17 protein-coding genes and 1 tRNA gene are annotated in these 18,642 nt (G+C 70.3%); 12 read left to right on the forward strand and 6 right to left on the reverse strand.

Translation table 11 applies throughout. The features are described 5' to 3' along the window. Window positions 1-78: 78 nt before the first annotated feature. Window positions 79-606 carry a universal stress protein gene (locus IG08_RS0114740; RefSeq protein ID WP_030601152.1) on the reverse strand — a complete coding sequence of 176 codons (528 nt, stop codon included), beginning with the start codon at window positions 604-606 and terminating at the stop codon, window positions 79-81. 311 nt (window positions 607-917) lie between these two features. Between IG08_RS0114740 and IG08_RS0114745 the strand changes: the two genes are divergently transcribed. The 4 genes from IG08_RS0114745 to IG08_RS0114760 all read left to right on the forward strand — a co-directional run bounded on the left by IG08_RS0114745 (window position 918) and on the right by IG08_RS0114760 (window position 3,936). Further along, entirely contained in the window at window positions 918-1,250 is a 333-nt protein-coding gene (locus tag IG08_RS0114745; protein ID WP_030601155.1) for a hypothetical protein, read from the forward strand. Between the two features lie 378 nt (window positions 1,251-1,628). After that, window positions 1,629-2,870: a helix-turn-helix domain-containing protein gene (locus tag IG08_RS0114750; RefSeq protein ID WP_030601158.1), complete on the forward strand. Its 1,242-nt coding sequence runs from the start codon at window positions 1,629-1,631 to the stop codon at window positions 2,868-2,870. Between the two features lie 314 nt (window positions 2,871-3,184). Continuing rightward, window positions 3,185-3,787 carry an oligoribonuclease gene (orn, locus tag IG08_RS0114755; RefSeq protein ID WP_030601161.1) on the forward strand — a complete coding sequence of 201 codons (603 nt, stop codon included), beginning with the start codon at window positions 3,185-3,187 and terminating at the stop codon, window positions 3,785-3,787. A gap of 76 nt (window positions 3,788-3,863) precedes the next feature. Continuing rightward, window positions 3,864-3,936, forward strand: a tRNA-His gene (locus IG08_RS0114760). 51 nt (window positions 3,937-3,987) lie between these two features. Here the strand turns inward: IG08_RS0114760 and IG08_RS0114765 are convergent. Beyond that, window positions 3,988-4,881 (reverse strand): LysR family transcriptional regulator, encoded by an 894-nt coding sequence (locus IG08_RS0114765; protein WP_030601164.1) that lies wholly within the window; start codon window positions 4,879-4,881, stop codon window positions 3,988-3,990. 169 nt (window positions 4,882-5,050) lie between these two features. Here IG08_RS0114765 and IG08_RS0114770 point away from each other — a divergent pair, with 169 nt between their 5' ends. Beyond that, complete coding sequence (locus tag IG08_RS0114770) at window positions 5,051-5,950, forward strand: SDR family oxidoreductase (protein WP_043454291.1); 900 nt, start codon at window positions 5,051-5,053, stop codon at window positions 5,948-5,950. Between the two features lies 1 nt (window position 5,951). Here IG08_RS0114770 and IG08_RS0114775 read toward each other — a convergent pair whose 3' ends face one another. Further along, a complete protein-coding gene (locus tag IG08_RS0114775; protein ID WP_030601171.1) occupies window positions 5,952-6,731 on the reverse strand; it encodes a serine/threonine-protein kinase in 780 nt (259 codons plus the stop codon). A 146-nt stretch (window positions 6,732-6,877) separates the two neighbouring features. On the opposite strand from IG08_RS0114775, the gene IG08_RS0114780 reads away from it, so the two are divergent. Further along, window positions 6,878-7,144, forward strand: coding sequence for a hypothetical protein (locus IG08_RS0114780; protein ID WP_030601172.1), 267 nt, complete (start codon window positions 6,878-6,880; stop codon window positions 7,142-7,144). 107 nt (window positions 7,145-7,251) lie between these two features. Further along, window positions 7,252-7,497 (forward strand): hypothetical protein, encoded by a 246-nt coding sequence (locus IG08_RS0114785; RefSeq protein WP_052424687.1) that lies wholly within the window; start codon window positions 7,252-7,254, stop codon window positions 7,495-7,497. A 3-nt stretch (window positions 7,498-7,500) separates the two neighbouring features. Here IG08_RS0114785 and IG08_RS0114790 read toward each other — a convergent pair whose 3' ends face one another. Then, the gene (locus tag IG08_RS0114790) at window positions 7,501-8,556 is read right to left on the reverse strand and encodes a LacI family DNA-binding transcriptional regulator (RefSeq protein WP_030601177.1); all 1,056 of its coding nucleotides are present in this window, start codon (window positions 8,554-8,556) and stop codon (window positions 7,501-7,503) included. 407 nt (window positions 8,557-8,963) lie between these two features. Between IG08_RS0114790 and IG08_RS0114795 the strand changes: the two genes are divergently transcribed. The 5 genes from IG08_RS0114795 to IG08_RS0114815 all read left to right on the forward strand — a co-directional run bounded on the left by IG08_RS0114795 (window position 8,964) and on the right by IG08_RS0114815 (window position 14,106). Continuing rightward, window positions 8,964-10,319, forward strand: coding sequence for an ABC transporter substrate-binding protein (locus tag IG08_RS0114795; RefSeq protein ID WP_030601179.1), 1,356 nt, complete (start codon window positions 8,964-8,966; stop codon window positions 10,317-10,319). Window positions 10,320-10,324: 5 nt separating this feature from the next. Next, window positions 10,325-11,344, forward strand: a complete 1,020-nt coding sequence (locus tag IG08_RS0114800) for a carbohydrate ABC transporter permease (RefSeq protein ID WP_030601182.1) — start codon at window positions 10,325-10,327, stop codon at window positions 11,342-11,344. Window positions 11,345-11,355: 11 nt separating this feature from the next. Then, a complete protein-coding gene (locus IG08_RS0114805) occupies window positions 11,356-12,258 on the forward strand; it encodes a carbohydrate ABC transporter permease (protein WP_030601183.1) in 903 nt (300 codons plus the stop codon). 121 nt (window positions 12,259-12,379) lie between these two features. After that, complete coding sequence (locus IG08_RS0114810) at window positions 12,380-13,819, forward strand: GH1 family beta-glucosidase (protein WP_030601186.1); 1,440 nt, start codon at window positions 12,380-12,382, stop codon at window positions 13,817-13,819. Between the two features lie 47 nt (window positions 13,820-13,866). After that, the gene (locus tag IG08_RS0114815; RefSeq protein ID WP_234342875.1) at window positions 13,867-14,106 is read left to right on the forward strand and encodes a DUF397 domain-containing protein; all 240 of its coding nucleotides are present in this window, start codon (window positions 13,867-13,869) and stop codon (window positions 14,104-14,106) included. Here the strand turns inward: IG08_RS0114815 and IG08_RS55825 are convergent. Both IG08_RS55825 and IG08_RS0114825 read right to left on the reverse strand, forming a co-directional pair. Next, entirely contained in the window at window positions 14,096-18,310 is a 4,215-nt protein-coding gene (locus tag IG08_RS55825) for a trypsin-like peptidase domain-containing protein (RefSeq protein ID WP_158812234.1), read from the reverse strand. The two genes, IG08_RS0114815 and IG08_RS55825, sit on opposite strands and share 11 nt — an antisense overlap. Next, entirely contained in the window at window positions 18,294-18,605 is a 312-nt protein-coding gene (locus IG08_RS0114825) for a trypco2 family protein (RefSeq protein WP_030601193.1), read from the reverse strand. Before IG08_RS0114825 ends, IG08_RS55825 begins: the two co-directional genes overlap by 17 nt. Between the last annotated feature and the right edge of the window lie 37 nt (window positions 18,606-18,642).

The raw sequence follows: 18,642 nt of genomic DNA on the forward strand, positions 1-18,642 counted from the left end.
TACGCGTCAGTAGATTTACGCACTGCACAAGGGAAGCCGGCCGTTCCCAGAATCCATCTCACCTGGGACAACGACGAGTTACGGAATCACAACGACAGGCCGCTTCGCCCGCTTGGCGAGCCGCCCCGCGACGGAGCCGAAAATCCGTCCGACGATGCCGTGCGTGGAGCCGACGACGATCGCGTCCGCCTCGTACTCCCGCCCCACCTCTTCGAGTTCGTGGCAGATGTCGCCGCCGCGCTCGACGAGGATCCAGGGCACCTCGGCGAGGTAGTCCGCACAGGCGAGCTCCAGGCCGAGCACCTCGGTGCGGTGGTCGGGGACGTCGACGAAGACCGGTGGCTCGCAGCCGGCCCACACGGTGGTGGGCAGCCGGTTGGCGACATGGACGATGATCAGGGCCGACCCGGAGCGGTGGGCCATGCCGATGGAGTACGCGAGGGCGCGCTCACTGGATGTGGAGCCGTCGAAGCCGACGACCACGCCGTGCTTGAAGGCGGGGTCGCAGGAGTGGCGTGGCTCTTCCGCCGCCTGGGGCTCGGCCGCCGTGGGATCGGCGACGGGCCGCTTGCGGTCCGCGGGTTCAAAGAATTCGTGACCGGCCATGGCTGTCTCGGCGTTGTGATCCTTTTACTGGGAGGGACGACAGTGTGCGGCGGAGCTGTGTCCGGGAATCATCTTCCCAACCCCATACCCCCAAGGGTACGGCGGCACGCCTCCTTAGCCCAGATCCCGCCCGCATGGCGCGGGGGTTCCAGGGAGCATGCACGAGGGGGCGCCCGTAACGCAATGGTTGCTGCGCTGTACAGGCGGTTTGCACAGGATTCACTCAGTGGATCTTGCCAAGGGCCGCGAACACAGTGACCGACGGATCGAACACGCGTTGAACCCCGTGACCCACGCCACAGGGAGCACGCATGTCCGGACCGAGCACCCCTTCCGAGGCCCCCCACGCGAGCACACCCGCCCAGGAATCCGCGACGGACGTCGTCCGCTGGGCGGCCTTCAGCTGCGTCCTGGTTCCCGTGGTCCTCCTCTGGTACGGCTCCTCGCTCGCCGGCGCGACGGGCACCGCCCTCGGTCTCGCCGCCGTCACCGCCGTCTGCCGTATCCTCCTGCGCCAGTCGGAACGCGGCGCGGCACGACTGCACGCCGAGGAACGGGCACCCCGCCGTGGCCGCCATCACAGGACCGGCAACGGGGCACACCGAGGCGGCCGTCACACTGGGGGAAATACACCGGTCGGCTGACCGGTTTCAGCGCACGCGATCGACTCTTTTCAGCCAACTTCTGGATTCCGCCCACCCCTTGGCCGAACCACCCCCCAACCCCCGTTCCACCTGCACGAAAAGGGGTCCCGGGGTCCTGCGCACCCTACGGGGATTGGCCACTGCGACAAGGCGCACTTCCCTGCACGTCCCACGAGTGCAACGCTTCGTGATCGAATGCTTCACGCCAAGTTGCCAAGTCGACAATGTGCCGGATGACGAACTGGTCACGCCGGCACCACGGGACGCAGTAGATTCGATCTTGACTGTCTTACGGCGGGGGACTCGTGCAGGACCGAGGGGAAACGTGCAGGAGCGACACAACCGAGGAGCCGCGACCACCGAGGGGGGCTTAGCAGTATGAGCCACGACTCCACTGCCGCGCCGGAAGCCGCGGCCCGGAAACTTTCCGGGCGACGCCGCAAGGAGATCGTCGCGGTGCTGCTGTTCAGCGGCGGCCCCATCTTCGAGAGTTCCATACCGCTGTCGGTGTTCGGTATCGACCGCCAGGACGCCGGCGTGCCGCGCTACCGCTTGCTGGTGTGCGGGGGCGAAGAGGGTCCGCTGCGGACCACAGGGGGCCTGGAACTCACCGCACCGCATGGCCTGGAAGCGATCTCACGCGCCGGCACGGTCGTCGTACCGGCCTGGCGCTCGATCACTTCACCGCCGCCGGAGGATGCGCTCGACGCACTGCGCCGGGCGCACGAGGAAGGCGCCCGCATAGTCGGGCTGTGCACCGGCGCCTTCGTGCTGGCGGCGGCGGGCCTGCTGGACGGCCGCCCCGCGACAACACACTGGATGTACGCACCGACGCTGGCCAAGCGCTATCCGTCGGTGCACGTGGATCCCCGCGAGCTGTTCGTCGACGACGGCGATGTGCTGACGTCGGCGGGTACGGCCGCCGGGATCGACCTGTGTCTGCACATCGTGCGGACGGACCACGGCAACGAGGCGGCCGGTGCGCTGGCCCGTCGTCTGGTGGTCCCGCCGCGCCGGTCGGGCGGCCAGGAGCGCTACCTCGATCGATCTTTACCAGAGGAGATCGGCGCCGACCCGCTCGCCGAGGTCGTCGCCTGGGCGCTGGAGCACCTCCACGAGCAGTTCGACGTGGAGACGCTCGCCGCGCGCGCGTACATGAGCCGTCGGACGTTCGACCGTCGGTTCCGCTCGCTGACCGGTAGTGCGCCGCTGCAGTGGCTGATCACCCAGCGGGTGCTGCAGGCGCAGCGCCTTCTGGAGACGTCGGACTACTCGGTGGACGAGGTCGCGGGGCGGTGCGGGTTCCGTTCGCCGGTGGCGCTGCGAGGGCACTTCCGGCGGCAGCTGGGGTCGTCGCCGGCCGCCTATCGGGCCGCGTACCGGGCTCGGCGGCCGCAGGCGGAGAGGCCGGTGGAGAGTGACAGTGCGGTGGGCTCCGCCGGGCCGCCGCCGGGCCCGCAGCCCGGGCTGCACCCGGACGGGCCGGTTCCGCTCCAGACGCGGCGTACACCGACACCGGTCGGCTCGTCGCCCTCGCTGTCGTCGGCGTCCTCGGACAACGGGCGCGAGGCGTACGCGGGCAGCCGGGCGAGTCTGCCGGGGCAGCGCGCCGGGTCGTGACGGCTGGGGCGGGTGGGGGTTGGCGCCTGTGTTCTCTCGCCCCCGCCGCCCCTACCCGTCCCGTCCCTGGGGGCTCCGCCCCCAGACCCCCGCTTCGGCCTGAACGGCCTCGTCCTCAAACGCCGGACGGGCTGAAAAACTCAGCCCCTCCGGCGCTTGAGGAGCGGGGTCTGGGGCGGAGCCCCAGAAGGATGGGACGGGTAGGGGCGGCGGGGGCGAAAAACATAGATTCGGGGGCTGGGGGCGGAGCTCCCAGCAAGATCGGCGCCGACGCGGGGCACCCGATAAGGGGACGTCAGCCTTAGGGTGGTCGCATGAACGATCGCATGGTGTGGATCGACTGCGAGATGACCGGCCTCTCGCTGTCCGACGACGCGCTCATCGAGGTGGCCGCCCTCGTCACCGACTCCGAGCTGAACGTACTCGGAGAGGGAGTCGACATCGTCATCCGGCCGCCGGATCAGGCGCTGGAGACGATGCCGGAGGTGGTGCGTCAGATGCACACCGCGTCCGGGTTGCTCGAGGAGCTTCCCGGCGGCACGACGCTCGCGGACGCCGAGGAGCTGGTCCTGGCGTACATCCGCGAGCACGTGAAGGAACCCGGCAAGGCCCCCCTGTGCGGAAACTCCGTCGGCACCGACCGCGGTTTCCTCCTGCGGGACATGCCGACGCTGGAGGACTACCTCCACTACCGGATCGTGGACGTCAGCTCCGTCAAGGAGCTCGCCCGCCGGTGGTACCCCCGGGCGTACTTCAACAGCCCGGAGAAGAACGGCAACCACCGCGCCCTCGCCGACATCCGCGAGTCCATCGTCGAGCTCCGCTACTACCGCGAGGCGATCTTCGTCCCGCAGCCCGGCCCCGACTCGGACACCGCCAAGACGATCGCCGCGAAGCACGTCCTGCCTGCGCAGTAAAGCCGGGCGCGAGCACCCCCTCGGACCCTGTACACTTTTTCTCGGCCGGTCGGGGAAACCCGAACAGCCGAACATGGTGGGTGTAGCTCAGCTGGTAGAGCACCTGGTTGTGGTCCAGGAAGTCGCGGGTTCAAGTCCCGTCACTCACCCTGATCCTTCAGCCGGTGACCTTGGAAACAAGGTCACCGGCTGAAGTCGTTTCAGAGGCCGTTCGCCCCGAGATGCGCCCGGGCGGACTTGCGGAAGGCCGCGAGCAGCCGGCTGCGGTCGCCGGCGCGGGTGGCCAGCACCACATGGCTCGGCTCCACGCCGTGCAACGGGATCGCCGTGAGGTCGGGGCGCAGGGCGCCCACCCGGGGCAGCGCGGTGATGGCCACGGCCTCCCCTGCTGCGATGAGTTCGAGCTTGTCCTCCAGTGCCTCGACGAAGGGGCCGTCCGGTGCCGGGCTGCCGTCGGGGCGCGGGTCGATGCGCCAGAAGGCGTTCCAGGCCGGGTCGGCCACCCGGGGAAGCGGCTCGTCGGCGATGTCGTCGAGGGTGACGGACTCCTTGCCGGCCAGCCTGTGCTCGAGCGGGACCAGCAGCACGCGGGGCTCGTCATAGAGGACCGTGACATGCGCCTGCTCGGTCGGGAACGGCAGCCGGGTCACCATGGCGTCCACCCGGTGCTCGAACAGGGCCGTGTGGCGTTCGTGCCAGTCCAGGTGAAGGGTCCGCACGTCGGCGTCCGGATACCTGCGGCGCAGCTCACGCACCGCCGGGGTGACGATCAAGCCCGCCGTGTACCCGATGGTGATGCGGCTGGGCTCGGCCGCGGCCCGGGTGTGGGCGGCGGCCTGGGCGGCCGAGCGCAGCAGCGCCTTGGCGCGGGGCAGGAAGACCTCCCCGGCCTCGGTGAGCCGGCTGCCCTGCGGGGTGCGGTCGAGCAGCCGGGCGCCCAACTGCTGTTCCAGGCGCCTGATCTGACGGCTCAGCGACGGCTGGGTGATGTGCAGGGCCTCGGCGGCACGGCCGAAGTGCCGGTGCTCGGCGACGGCCGTGAAGTACCGCACCAGCCGCAGGTCGAGATCGGGGGCGGGAGGCGAGTCGGGCATGTCTGAAGCGTACTGCGCGCTCTCTCGGGAACGGCGCCCTGAATGGCGTATGAGCTGCGGCGATGCCTTATCTGTATTGCGCGATGCGAAACAGGCTTTGGACGCGGACCGCCCCTTCTTCGCACGATGAGGTCACCGCCCAGCCACCTCCTCAGCGAAGGACTCGATCATGCGCGTTTTCGTCACCGGCGCCACCGGCTTCGTCGGTTCCGCCGTCACCCGCGAGCTCCTCGACGCCGGGCACGAGGTGCTCGGCCTGGCCCGTTCGGACCAGGGCGCGGAGGCCCTGAAGTCCGCCGGAGCGGAGGTGCATCGCGGGGACCTGAACGACCTCGACAGCCTGCGGCGCGGTGCCGAGGCGGCCGACGGGGTCGCCCACCTGGCGTTCATCCACGACTTCACGAACCTGACCGCCTCCGGCGAGGCCGATCTGCAGGCGATCGAGGCGATCGGGGACGTACTCGAAGGCTCGGGGAAGCCCTTCGTGGTCACCTCGGGGCTCCTGACCCCGCAGGGACGCGTCGGCACCGAGGAGGACCCGGCCGACCCGGCCTCTCCCGCGAAGCACCGGATCGCCTCGGAGATCGCGACGCTCGCGCTGGCCGAACGCGGCGTGCGCTCGTCGGTCCTGCGGCTTCCCCCGAGCGTGCACGGCGAGGGCGACGCCGGCTTCGTGCCCAGGTTCATCACGATTGCCCGCGACAAGGGTGTCTCGGCCATGGTGGGCGACGGCGCCAACCTCTGGCCCGCCGTCCACCGGCTCGACGCGGCCCGGCTGTTCCGGCTGGCCCTGGAGTCGGCGCCCGCGGGTGTACGGCTGCACGCGGTCGACGACGAGGGGGTGGCGTTCCACGAGATCGCCGAGGTCATCGGCCGGCATCTGGACCTGCCGGTCGTCAGCGTGGCGCGCGAGGAGGCGGTGGACCACTTCGGCTGGCTCGGCCACTTCGCGCCCTTCGGCCTCCAGGCGTCCAGCGCACTCACCCGGAAGCGGCTGGGCTGGGAGCCCACGCACCCCGCCCTCATCCCCGACCTCGACGCCGGCCACTACTTCGCCGACCCGGCCTGACCTACTTCGCCGCCCCCCACGCCTCCACCAACTCCCGTACGCCGGCGAAGCGTTCGCCCGGTTCGGCGCGGGTGGCCCGTGCGAGGACCGCCAGCTGTGCGGCCGTACCGCGGAAGGCGTCCTCGTTCTCGCCGGCGTCCAGGAGGAGACAGGCGGTGCGGCCGAGGACGTGGACCGTGGTGCGGATGTCGATGACCGCGCCGCGCCGCCATTCCTCCGGGGCCATGAAACGGCGGGAGCCGGGGAGGCGGTCCTCGGCCAGGACGAAGGGGCCGGGGCGGTAGTCGTCGAGGTCGATCAGATGGAGCTCATCGCCCTCGAAGTCGTACAGGAGGGCACCGTCGTAGAAGTCCACGGCGATCTGGCCCGCGGCCTCGACCGCGAGATGGGCGTCCAGGATGCGGTCCAGGGCGCGGAGGATGCGGGGGACGGGGAGGGCGCGGAAGCGGGAGCGGTTTCCACCGGTGCAGAGGTTCTCCCCCTCGTGCCACGGCATCACCGCCGCCGTACGGCCGCCCGCCGCGGCGAACCGGTGCAGCTGCGGGACGATCACCGGGTGCCGGACGACCCGGTGGAAGGCCCAGGCACGGTCGAGCGAGCACTGGGCCCGGTCGTTCGTCGCCTCCTTGACGAACCAGCGTGTGCCGTCCGGGAGTTGGACCCCGTACGAGAAACACCCCGAGTCCTGTTTGCGAAAGCCACGGAACACCTCGCCGACCGTGCGGAGGTAGGGCTCGACCGCGGGGACCTTCTCAACGTCCAGCAGGGGGTGGGGAGTCATGGGGTTCAGCATGCTCCCCGGCCTGGGCCCCGGCCGACGATCCGGCCCGCGCGACCCTCGCCCGTCTCACCCTCGAGGCCCGCCCTCTCGGGCACAAGAGGCGTATTGTCACAATATGAGCCCTTCGTGAGACTGGGAGGCTCGTCATGCGGTCCCGGCGGATCCCTCGGTGGCGGCTGCTGACCTGGGTGATCCTCGCGTTCAACCTGGCCATGCTGCTGTGGCTGGTGATCGCGCTCGCCGCGACGCGCGAGGAGTGCGTCGGGCAACTCTGCCGCGACGCCAACGACCCGGACTCCGCAATCGGCGCCTGGCTCGTGATCTTCTTCTGGGTGGCGGGAGCGGTGCTGCTGGGGGTCGCGTGGCTGGTCAGCCATCGCACGGAGCAGCGGCCTCGAAGACGCCCGAGGTGAGGAGGCTCGTCATGTCCGGCCACCAGCATCAGGGATGGTCACGACCTCCACCCGTCCGGCCGGCCTCCCGGCACCGGCGATTCCCTCGCCGGCGCCCGCTGACCTGGGTGATCCTGGCGTTCAACCTGCTGATGCTGGTGTGGCTCGTCATCGGAGTCAACGCCGCCTCCGACTCCGGCGAGAACTGCGCCGACGAGCTGTGCCGGGACGCCAATGACGTCGGCACGGCCATCGGAGCCGGAGTCGTCCTCTTCATCTGGATGGCCGGAGCCGTGATCCTGGGCGTGATCTGGCTGGTCACCCGTCCGTCGTCCGGGCGAGCCGCCCGGCGACGACCGCCTCAGCGCTGGTGACTCTCAGGACGACGCCCGCTCCACCAGTTCCGTGGCCAACACCATCTGGCGTCGCTCCAGCCCCCTCGACACCGCCGGGCGGCGGTCCGCGATCTCGGTGAGGAGGAGGTCGATCATGCGGCGGCCCATCTCCTCGATGGGCTGGCGGACGCTGGTGAGGGGTGGGTCCATATGGCGGGCGATGGCCGAGTCGTCGTAGCCGACCAGCGCCACGTCGTCGGGGATACGGCGGCCCTCCTCGCGCAGGACCTGGCGGGCGCCGCCCGCCATGACGTCCGAGCCGGCGAAGACCGCGTCCAGGTCGGGGCGGCGGGCCAGCAGCTCGGTCATCGCGCGGCGGCCGCCGTCCTCGGTGAAGTCGCCGGGTTCGATGAGCCGTTCGTCCACCTCGTGGCCCGCGTCGAGCAGGGCGTGGCGGTAGCCGTCGACGCGTCGCTGAGCGCCGTACACGTCGAGGCGGCCGGTGATGTGGGCGACGTGGCGGCAGCCCCGGGCCAGCAGGTGTTCGACCGCCGAGCGGGCGCCGCCGTAGTTGTCGGAGTCGACGGATGGGAGCGTTTCCGCGGCCGAGCGGGGGCCGCTGATCACGGCCGGGATCTCCAGCTGGGCCAGCAGATCCGGCAGCGGGTCGTCCGCGTGGACCGAGACCAGCAGGACGCCGTCCACCCGGTGGGCCGCCAAGTACTGGGCCAGCCGCCGCCGTTCGCGGTCGCTACCCGCGAAGATCAGCAGCAGCTGCATCTCGGTGTCCGACAGCTCCGCCCCGACACCCTTGAGCATGTCCGAGAAGTACGGTTCCGCGAAGAACCGGGTCTCCGGCTCGGGCACGACGAGGGCGATCGCGTCCGTGCGGTTGGCGGCGAGGGCGCGGGCGGCCGTGTTGGGGACGTAACCGAGCTCCGCCACCGCCGCCTCGACGGCCGCGCGGGTCGCGTCGCTGACCCGGGGCGAGCCGTTGATCACCCGGGAGACCGTGCCGCGGCCGACGCCTGCACGGGCCGCCACCTCTTCGAGGGTGGGCCGACCACCACTTCGGCCCCGCGCTCCGTGGCTTGCCATGGGCTCCGCCTTCCCGCCGTGTTCTCTGGGCTGGCCTGGAATTTAACAGTCCCGCCTGTTCCCGTGACCGTCGCGGGGGCTGCCGCCCCCACACCCCCGCTTTCGGCCTGAACGGCCTCGTCCTCAAGCTCCCCCACTCTCGGCTTCGCTCGAGCGGGGGGACCCCCACGACGGGCTGAAGTGGGTCCAGTTAACGGCCTCATAACTGAACGCATCTCTCCGCGTCGACGCCCTTGACACCCTCGCTCCGACCGACGAACCTTCAACACATCACGAGTGGGAGCGCTCCCACGGTACCTGACACATAAATATCCCGCACGTTCCCCGCCCGAGCCGCAGCGAGAACTAACGGGCCCAACAATGCAGTTGGCCGGGGGGTCGGCACGTCAGGGCAACAGGAGGACGCAATGCGAGCACGTACCCTCCCCCACTCTCGACTTCGCTCGAGCGGGGGGACCCCCATCGCCCGCAGGGTGGTGGTCCTCGCGGCCGTCGCGTCGCTGGGCGCCGGGCTGCTGGCCGGCTGTGCCGACGACGGCGGCGACGATCCCTCAGGGTCGTCGTCCGAGGGCGGCGGCGGCAAGACCAAGATCACACTCGGCCTCTTCGGCACCGCCGGCTTCGAGGAGTCCGGCCTGTACAAGGAGTACGAGAAGCTCCACCCGGACATCGACATCCAGCAGACGGTCGTAGAGCGGAACGAGAACTACTACCCGGCGCTCGTCAACCACCTCACCACCAACAGTGGCCTCCAGGACATCCAGATGGTCGAGGTCGGCAACATCGCCGAGGTCGTCGAGACCCAGTCGTCCAAGCTGCTCGACCTGTCGAAGTACGGCAAGGAGAGCGACTACCTCGACTGGAAGTGGAAGCAGGCCACCACCACGGACGGCCAGACCATCGGTCTCGGCACCGACGTCGGCCCCATGGCCATCTGCTACCGCAAGGACATGTTCGAGGCCGCCGGGCTGCCCACCGACCGCGAAGAGGTCGGCAAGCTGTGGGCCGGCAGCTGGGACAAGTTCGTCGACGTCGGCAAGCAGTACAAGGAGAAGGGCGCCAAGGGCACCACCTTCCTGGACTCCCCCGGCGGTCTGATCCAGGCGATCCTCAGCGGTGAGAAGGACCGGTTCTACAACGCCTCCGGCGACGTCATCTACAAGACGAACCCGGCCGTGAAGTCCGCCTTCGACCTCACCGCGCAGGCCGCCGAGGACGGGCTGATCGGCAACCAGACGCAGTTCCAGCCCGCCTGGGACACGACGATCGCCAACAGCAAGTTCGCCGCGATGTCCTGCCCGCCGTGGATGCTCGGCTACATCAAGGGCAAGTCGAAGGAGGACGCGGCCGGCAAGTGGGACATCGCCCAGGCCCCCAAGTCCGGCAACTGGGGCGGCTCCTTCCTGGCCGTGCCGAAGTCCGGCAAGAACACGGAGGAGGCGGCGAAGCTGGCCGCCTGGCTGACCGCACCCGAGCAGCAGGCCAAGCTCTTCGCCGTACAGGGCAGCTTCCCGAGCACCCCGGCCGCGTACGAGTCGACCGAGGTGACGAGCGCGAAGAACGACATGACCGGTGACGCGCCGATCGGCACGATCTTCGCGGAGGCCGCCGAGAACATCCCGGTCCAGACGATCGGCCCGAAGGACCAGATCATCCAGCAGGGTCTCACCGACAACGGCGTGATCCTGGTGACCCAGGGCAAGTCCGCCAAGGAGGCCTGGGACACGGCGACCAAGACCATCGACAACAACCTGGACCAGTGACCCGTATGAGCACTGGGCACGACACCGCCGCCGCGCCCCCCGCCAAGGAGGGGGGCGCGGCCCCGGGCCGCCCGCCCGCAGACGGCGCGCCCACCGAGGCGGACCAGCGCCGCCGGGCCCGGCTGTCCCGCCGCTGGCAGCGGGACATGCGCTGGAGCCCGTACGCCTTCGTCTCACCGTTCTTCCTGCTGTTCCTCGCGTTCGGCCTGTTCCCGCTGATCTACACCGGCTGGGCCTCGCTGCACACGGTGGAGCTGACGGCGCCCACCGACATGAGCTGGGTGGGACTGCGCAACTACACGCGGATCTTCGACGACGACTTCTTCTGGAACGCGGCGAAGAACACGCTGACCATCGGGATCATCTCGACGGTCCCGCAGCTGCTGATGGCGATGGGCCTGGCCCACATCCTCAACTACAAGCTGCGCGCGTCGACCTTCTACCGGGTCGCGATGCTCGCCCCGTACGCGACGTCGATCGCCGCCGCCTCGCTCGTCTTCGTCCTGCTCTTCGGCCGTGACTACGGCATGATCAACTGGGCGCTGAACATGGTCGGCATCGACAACATCGACTGGCAGAACGACAAGTGGCCCTCGCAGTTCGCGGTGTCCTCGATCGTCATCTGGCGCTGGACCGGCTACAACGCGCTGATCTACCTGGCCGCGATGCAGGCGATCCCGCAGGACCTGTACGAGTCGGCGGCGCTCGACGGGGCCAACCGCTGGCGGCAGTTCATCCACGTGACGCTGCCGTCGCTGCGGCCGACGATCCTGTTCACGGTGGTCGTCTCGACCATCGGCGCCTCCCAAGTCTTCGGTGAGCCCCTGCTGTTCGACGCGAACAAGGGCGCGTCCGGCGGCTCCCAGCACCAGTTCCAGACGCTCGGCCTGTATCTGTACGAGCAGGGCTGGGTGAACCAGCACCTGGGCCGCGCCTCCGCGATCGCCTGGACGATGTTCCTGATCCTCATCGTCATCGGGATCGTCAACTACGTCATCTCGCGCCGGCTGCGCGCCAGTAGTTAGGAGAACCGGCCGTGACGACGACACTGACCCCTCCGACCCCTCCGGACCACAAACAGGGGCGCGTACGACGCCCCAAAGCCGCCCGCGCGGGCGGCACCCTGCACGCCGGACCGATCGCGTACCTCATCCTCGCCCTGTTCACCATCGGCTCGCTGTTCCCGCTGGTGTGGACGGCGATCGCCGCCTCGCGCGACAACCAGCGGCTCGCCGAGACCCCGCCGCCGTTCTGGTTCGGCTCGGGCCTGTTCGACAAGCTCGAGATCGCCTGGACCGACGCCAATCTGGGCGAGGCGTTCATCAACACCACGTTCGTGGCGGGCGTTTCGGCGATCACCATCGTCGTGCTGTCGACGATCGCCGGGTTCGCCTTCGCCAAGCTGCGCTTCAAGGGCCGTAACGCCATGATGCTGATCGTGATCGGCACGATGATGGTGCCGCCGCAGCTCAGCATCATTCCGCTGTACATGATGGTCGCCAAGCTCGACTGGTCCGACCAGCTCCAGGCGGTGATCCTGCCCTCGCTGGTCAGCGCGTTCGGGGTGTTCTTCATGCGGCAGTACCTGATCCAGGCGCTGCCGGACGAGCTGATCGAGGCGGCCCGGGTGGACGGCGCGAGCAGCTGGCGCGTGATCTGGCACATCGTGTTCCCGGCGGCCCGCCCCGCGATGGCGGTCCTCGGCATGCTGATGTTCGTGCAGACGTGGAACGACTTCCTGTGGCCGTTCCTGGTGCTGACCCAGAACGGCAACCCGACCGTGCAGGTCGCGGTCGCGGGCCTGGGCCGCGGCTACACGCCCGACCAGTCCCTGATCATGGCGGGCGCGCTGCTCGGCACGCTGCCGCTGCTCGTCGTCTTCGCGATCTTCGGCAAGCAGATCGTGGGCGGCATCATGCAGGGCGCCGTGAAGGGCTGACCTCCTGCTTTCCCCGGGGGGCCGGGTCACCGCCGCCTCGGCCCCCTTTCTCTCCTCTCCTCCCTCGCCCCATCCCCCCATCCAGCCGTCGGTCTATACGACCTCCAATGGGAGCGCTTCCATGCCTGAGCCCGAAACGCCGGCGACCCCGGTGACCTTCCCTCCCGCCTTCCTCTGGGGCGCGGCGACCTCCGCGTACCAGATCGAGGGGGCGGTGCGGGAGGACGGCCGTACGCCCTCCATCTGGGACACCTTCAGCCATACGCCCGGCAAGACCGCGGGCGGCGAGCACGGTGACATCGCTGTCGACCACTACCACCGGTTCCGCGACGACGTGGCGCTGATGGCGGACCTCGGCCTGACGGCGTACCGCTTCTCGATCTCCTGGTCGCGCGTGCAGCCGACCGGCCGGGGGCCCGCAGTCCAGCGGGGTCTGGACTTCTACCGCAACCTGGTGGACGAGCTGCTCGCGCACGGCATCAAGCCGGCCGTCACCCTCTACCACTGGGACCTCCCCCAGGAGTTGGAGGACGCGGGCGGCTGGCCGGAGCGCGACACGGCGTACCGCTTCGCGGAGTACGCGCAGATCGTCGGCGAGGCGCTCGGTGACCGCGTGGAGCAGTGGATCACGCTCAACGAGCCGTGGTGCAGCGCGTTCCTGGGCTACGGCTCCGGGGTGCACGCGCCGGGCCGCACGGACGCGGCGGCTTCGCTGAAGGCGGCGCACCATCTGAATCTGGCGCACGGACTGGGCACTTCGGCGCTCCGTGCGGCCATGCCGGCCCGCAACTCGGTGGCGATCAGCCTCAACTCCTCCGTCGTCAGGCCGTATTCGCAGGACCCGGCGGACCTGGCGGCGGTGCAGAAGATCGACGACCTGGCCAACGGCGTCTTCCACGGCCCGATCCTGCACGGCGCGTACCCGGAGACGCTGTTCGCCGCGACCGAGCTGATCACGGACTGGTCCTACGTCCAGGACGGCGATCTGGCGGCCATCAAGCAGCCGTTGGACGCGCTGGGCCTCAACTACTACACACCGGCGCTGGTTTCGGCGACGGACCCGGACTCCGACGGCCCGCGCGCCGACGGTCACGGGGCCAGCTCCCACTCCCCGTGGCCGGGCGCGGACGACGTCGCCTTCCACCAAACCCCGGGCGAGCGCACGGAGATGGGCTGGACGATCGACCCGACCGGCCTGCACGACCTGATCCTGCGCTACACCCGCGAGGCCCCCGGTCTCCCCCTCTACATCACGGAGAACGGCGCGGCCTACGACGACAAGCCCGACCCCGACGGCCGCGTCCACGACCCCGAGCGGATCGCCTACCTGCACGGCCACCTGCGCGCGGTCCGCCGCGCCATCGCGGACGGCGCGGACGTCCGCGGCTACTACCTGTGGTCCCTCATGGACAACTTCGAGTGGGCGTACGGGTACGAGAAGAGGTTCGGCGCGGTGTACGTGGACTACGCGACGCTGGCGCGTACGCCGAAGTCGAGTGCGCTGTGGTACGGGCAGGCGGCGCGGTCGGGGACGCTGCCGCCGGTGGCTTCGGCCGAGTAGACCACTGTGCGGGGGATCCGGGGGACGGGGCGCGGCACCTGAGGGGGGTGCCGCGCCCCGCGCACCCGACGAACTCGCTCTTCCTGTGGGATGGCGATCAACTCGTCTGGCAGAAGTCGTCGTTCAGCACGGGCGGCGAGGGCGAGTGCGTAGAGCTGGCGACCGCGGACACCCCGAACCACATCCACCTCCGCGAGAGCGACCAGCCGTACGAGATCGCCACGACCACATCCCGCGCCCTGGCGAACCTTCTGCATGCAGTGAAGGCGGGAAGCCTCAGTCGTTGAGCCCCAGGTGCGCGTAGACCGCGTCCCGTACCCGAAGGACGGCGTCCGGGTCGATCGCGGCGAGGACCGGAACGGCGTGGTGCCAGCCGTCCGGAGTGAGCGCCTCGGCCAGGAATGCTCTCGCGCGGGGGAGGTCGGGGCCGGACGGGGGTGGGAGAAGGAGGGTGCCGAGGCGGCGGGCAAGGAGTGCGCCGTAGTAGTTCTCCAGGTGGAGCGGCACCGGCACACGGTCGCCGGGCAGCAGCGCGGCGTACGCGGCGAGATGGGCGAAGACCTCCGCGCACTGCTCCGCCCAACCTCCGCCCCGGGCCAGGGTCCGGGCTGTCTCGTCGTCGCCGAGAACGGCGTAGGCGAGGGCCGCTCCGCCCCGGGACCCGGCGTCGGGCCAGGGCTCTCCCTCGGCCTGCGCAGCCATCGCGTCGAGGTTGCGGCGGGCAGCAGCCGGGGCGGTTACGGCGGTCAGGAGGCCGCGGAGCACATCTATGGTGTGTTGTCTGACCGGATCCTGGTGATCAGTGGCGTCCAGGAGCCGTCTGATGTGTGCGCTGCGTTCGTCGTCGTGGTGTCCTACGGTGACGAGCAGCTGCGCGTAGAGCGGCACGTCATCACCGCGCATACTGAGGAGCGCGTCGTCGACCAGTCGACCCGCCGCCTCCGGATCCTGCGACCACAGGGCGGAAGCCGCCTCCACACGCGCGAGAAAAGGGTCATGCGCATTCGACGGCGGCGGAAAAGGGTCGTACACCTTCCACAGCGACGGCTGCTCCTCCAGGACTCGCTCGACGGCGTCCGCCGCGCCCGCCCGCCCCAGTGCCTGGACAGCAGCCGCTTTGGCCCCGAGGGGCACGAACCTGTCGACGGTGAACGCCGACTCGACGGCCCGTTCGGCAAGGCACAGCGCCCGGGCGGGGTCGCTCTCCGCGACGGCCAGGGACACGACGGCAGAGGCCCAGGCCGTCGCATCGCGCTCGTTGATCGTCGCCATGAGGCGCTCGGCCTCATCGGGCCGACCCACGGTGGCCAGGGCGCCCGCCAAGGCCGCGAGATGTTCCTGGACGGTCTCAGGCACCGGTCCGGCCGTCGGCTGGTGCCCGTGCTCGGCCTTGTGGAGCAGCTCCAGCGCCCGCTGCGGATCGTCGACGACGAAGTGGCCGGCGAGCGTGGCAAGGACTTCGGCGGCGTCCTGCCATTCGGTGCTCAGCGTTGAGGAGGAGGACGCCTCGGCGAGTACCAGGGCTTCCAGCTCATCGGCGGCACCGGCCCTCGCGAGGAGTTCGACGACTCGCCGGGGGGTGTCGTAAACGTCGCCGAAGAAGGAGCGTATCCGCGTCCGGAAGCTCAGAAGAACCGCCCACGCCTCGGTGACCGCGCCTCTGCGGGCCCACCCCTCGGCGACGAACGACTGGAGGAACCTGTCATCATCCGCGCGGCCGGAACGGGGCCTTTCCTCCATCAGCCGCTGGGCTTCCGCCATCCGGTCCGTGATGACGAGTGCGCAGACATCACCGAAGACCGGCCCCCGCATCCAGCCGACTCCGAACGTCACCAGTGCCCCTACGATGCCGAACCTCTCCCATTCCCAGGGCCCACGCAGGTCCCTGCCCAGCTCCGCCACGGCCGGCGAGACAAGCTGTTCGGCCTCACGGGGGTGTGTCTCGCGCAGGGCGTCCGCGGCGACCGCGGGAAGGTTCCCGCAGTCGTTCGTGGGGCTCCGGGCGAACTCGATCACCGCCTGCCGGAGCCGTGCCGCGTGCTCGGAGAAGCCGCATGCCGACCACGCCTCAGCGATGCTCACCAGAACACGGACGCGCCACGAGAGGAACTCGATCCGCCCGGCGGTCTCCTCCGCCAGCCGGAGCAGGTCGGCTGCGTCCACCGTATGCCCGAGCGCGGTGGCGGTCATGACCAGCGCATCGATGAACTCCTTCAGGTGCGGGCCATCCTCCGGCCGGGGCAGTTCGCGGAGCACGCTCACCGCCTCCTCCCCGCGGCCCACCAGTGCCAGGACGGTGGCCCAAGTGCCGTGCGCCGCCCACGGAACGGAGCTGTTCGGGCGTAGCGCCTCCTCGACCAGCCGCATCCCCTCCTCCGCCAGCCCCACCGCCCGCCGGTCCCCCGCCTCCGCCAGCTCGCGTGCCACCGCGAGCAACGCCCGGGAGCGGTCCTCGGGCTTGAAGACACTGCGGGCGAGCCCGATGGCCTGCCGAACCCGGCCGAGACGGGCATGGACAGCGGGGATGTCCGGATGCAGGGACTCGTTCCGCCGGGCCACCAGATCCGCTACGGCGGCCAGTGCCCCCAACGCTCCCAGGTCGTCCGGTGCGACCCGCAGCACCGTCTCCCGCGCCGCCGCGATCTCCGCGAGGCAGGCGGCGTCGCTGCCCGTGGCCTCCCGAAGACGGTCCCGTCGCCGGGCGTCCACGGCAAGAGCGGCGATCCGGCGGGCATCCTGAAGCAGCGCGACCAGACGGCTGTACGGCTGGAGCAGATACAGCGGGGTCTCCTCCGGCCAGCCTCGGCGCTCGTACTCCTGCGCCCACGTGTGCAACCGCGACCGGTACGCCTCCACGTCCGGCCCGAGTTCGTCCTGCGCGGCGGCGAGCAGGGTCTCGTGGGCGAAGAGATAGCCACGGTTGGTGGTGTACATCGTCACGTCACCGTCCGCGCTGTCGATGCCGCTGCCACGCAACCGCAGAATGCGGCCGAACACACTCCCCAGCCGCTGCCGCAACGTATAGCTCGGCTCACCCGTAAGCTGCCGCAGGTCCTCGACCGTGAGCGTGCCCCGAGCCGCGGTGAGCAGACCGACCACGTCCCGCTCCAACCGATCACCGGCCAAGGCCCGTTGGAGGTCGTACTTGGCCTCGTGTTCGGTATGGCGGGCCGCCTCCGAGGTGGTGAGCCGCACCACCGGGCAGTGCCGCAGCGGATGCCCTCCACCGACGTCCGGCGGGATACCGGGGTTCGGCCGGCTCGTCACCAGGACCCGGACGTTCGGCGGGAGGCGTTCCGGCAGGAGGGAGGCGATGCTGACCCCCGTGCCGCCCGGCATCCGGGACTGGTCCTCGTCCAGACCGTCCACGACGAGCAGCAGCGTGCCGCCGTCCCGCGCGACCCGTTCCGCCGCCTGACGCAGCAGCAGTCGTCGCTCGCCGTCACGGGCGGCCGGAGAGGCCGTCGCGACCGGCTCACGGCCCACGATCGTCGCCAGCTGGTCGACCACCGCCGCCGTGTAGGCATCTCCGTCGGACTGCCCCGCGTACCGCGCCGTGATGAAGAAACACACCGGCACCACCCCACGCGGCGGATGCAGCGCGAACCAGGCCGCCAGGGCCGTCTTGCCCGCCCACGGGCGCCCCTGGAGCCAGCGGTACGGCTCCGAGCCGCCGCAGAAGGAGACCAGGTCAGCCAGCTCCGCCTCCCGCTCGTCCAGCAACTCGGGGGCGATGTCGGCGAGTTGAGCACGGTAGACCTCTTGGACGAGGTCGAGGGAGTCCCAGGAGGACACCTCGGGGAGCGCCGTGCCGTCGTACGACAACAGGGCACCCAGCTCCGCCCGTTCGCCCGCGCTCAACACATCCCGCCACCGGTCCACCCGCCCCGCCGCGATCCGCCCGGTCCCCTCCCTGCGGTGGTGCCGGGTCACCACCCCCACCAGATACCCACCGCTGAAGACCGCCGCCCCCGACATCCCCTCCCACGCGTCCCGCTCAGGATCCGGATCCTCGGCGGGCGGCGCGGTGATCCTCAGATCGAGCGTGCCCTCCCGCCGGTTGGCCAGCACCGCGCACCGTGCGTCCATGTGCTCGGCATCCCGGAAGGGCCGGCCCTCGGCATTCCTGCGGAGCTTGAAGCGGGGGAACCCCATCGCCGTACAAGTGAGCACCGCGTCCTGCTCACCGACCGTGCCGAAGACGGCGGACGGGACGTCGTCATCCGAATGGCCCGACAGAGTCAGTACGGCGACGTCGATGCCGTCGTCCGTCCATGCCACCGTCGCGTCGACCTCCCGCTCCCCCGGCCGACCGGCCTGGAAACGGACCCGGATGCCGTCGGCACGAGCGACGACGTGCGCGGCCGTGAGAACCGTGCCCGACGCGACGAGATACCCCGAACCACGCCGCGCCCTGCCCCCGTCCACCGGCCCGACGATGACTTCCGCGACCCGCTCCGGCCGCAGCCCCTGCTCAGATCTCGCCGTCAACCTCGTCACCCGTGATCATCGCCGTCTCCGCCACACCCCCACCGGGCGGTACGACCTTCGGGGTGAGCGTGAGGGTGACGCGCTGCGTCTCGGCGTGCCCGTACTTGCCGTTCGCCCCGGCGTCGACGACCCACAACTTCACCTTGGCGTCCGCGCCGCCCTCACGCGTGACGGCGACGGACGCCTCGACCTCCACGGGTCCCAGCTCGAAGCGCAGCATCCTCCCGTCACCGTCCGTCAGAGCGGCGGTCAACTGCTCCCGCAACTCCCGGATCATGTCAGCCAGTTCGATCACGCGTCCCCCATGTGCAGCGGTGCTGGGATGCTACAAG

Origin of the sequence: Streptomyces fulvoviolaceus, from assembly GCF_000718165.1 — a bacterium.
Classification (GTDB): domain Bacteria; phylum Actinomycetota; class Actinomycetes; order Streptomycetales; family Streptomycetaceae; genus Streptomyces; species Streptomyces fulvoviolaceus.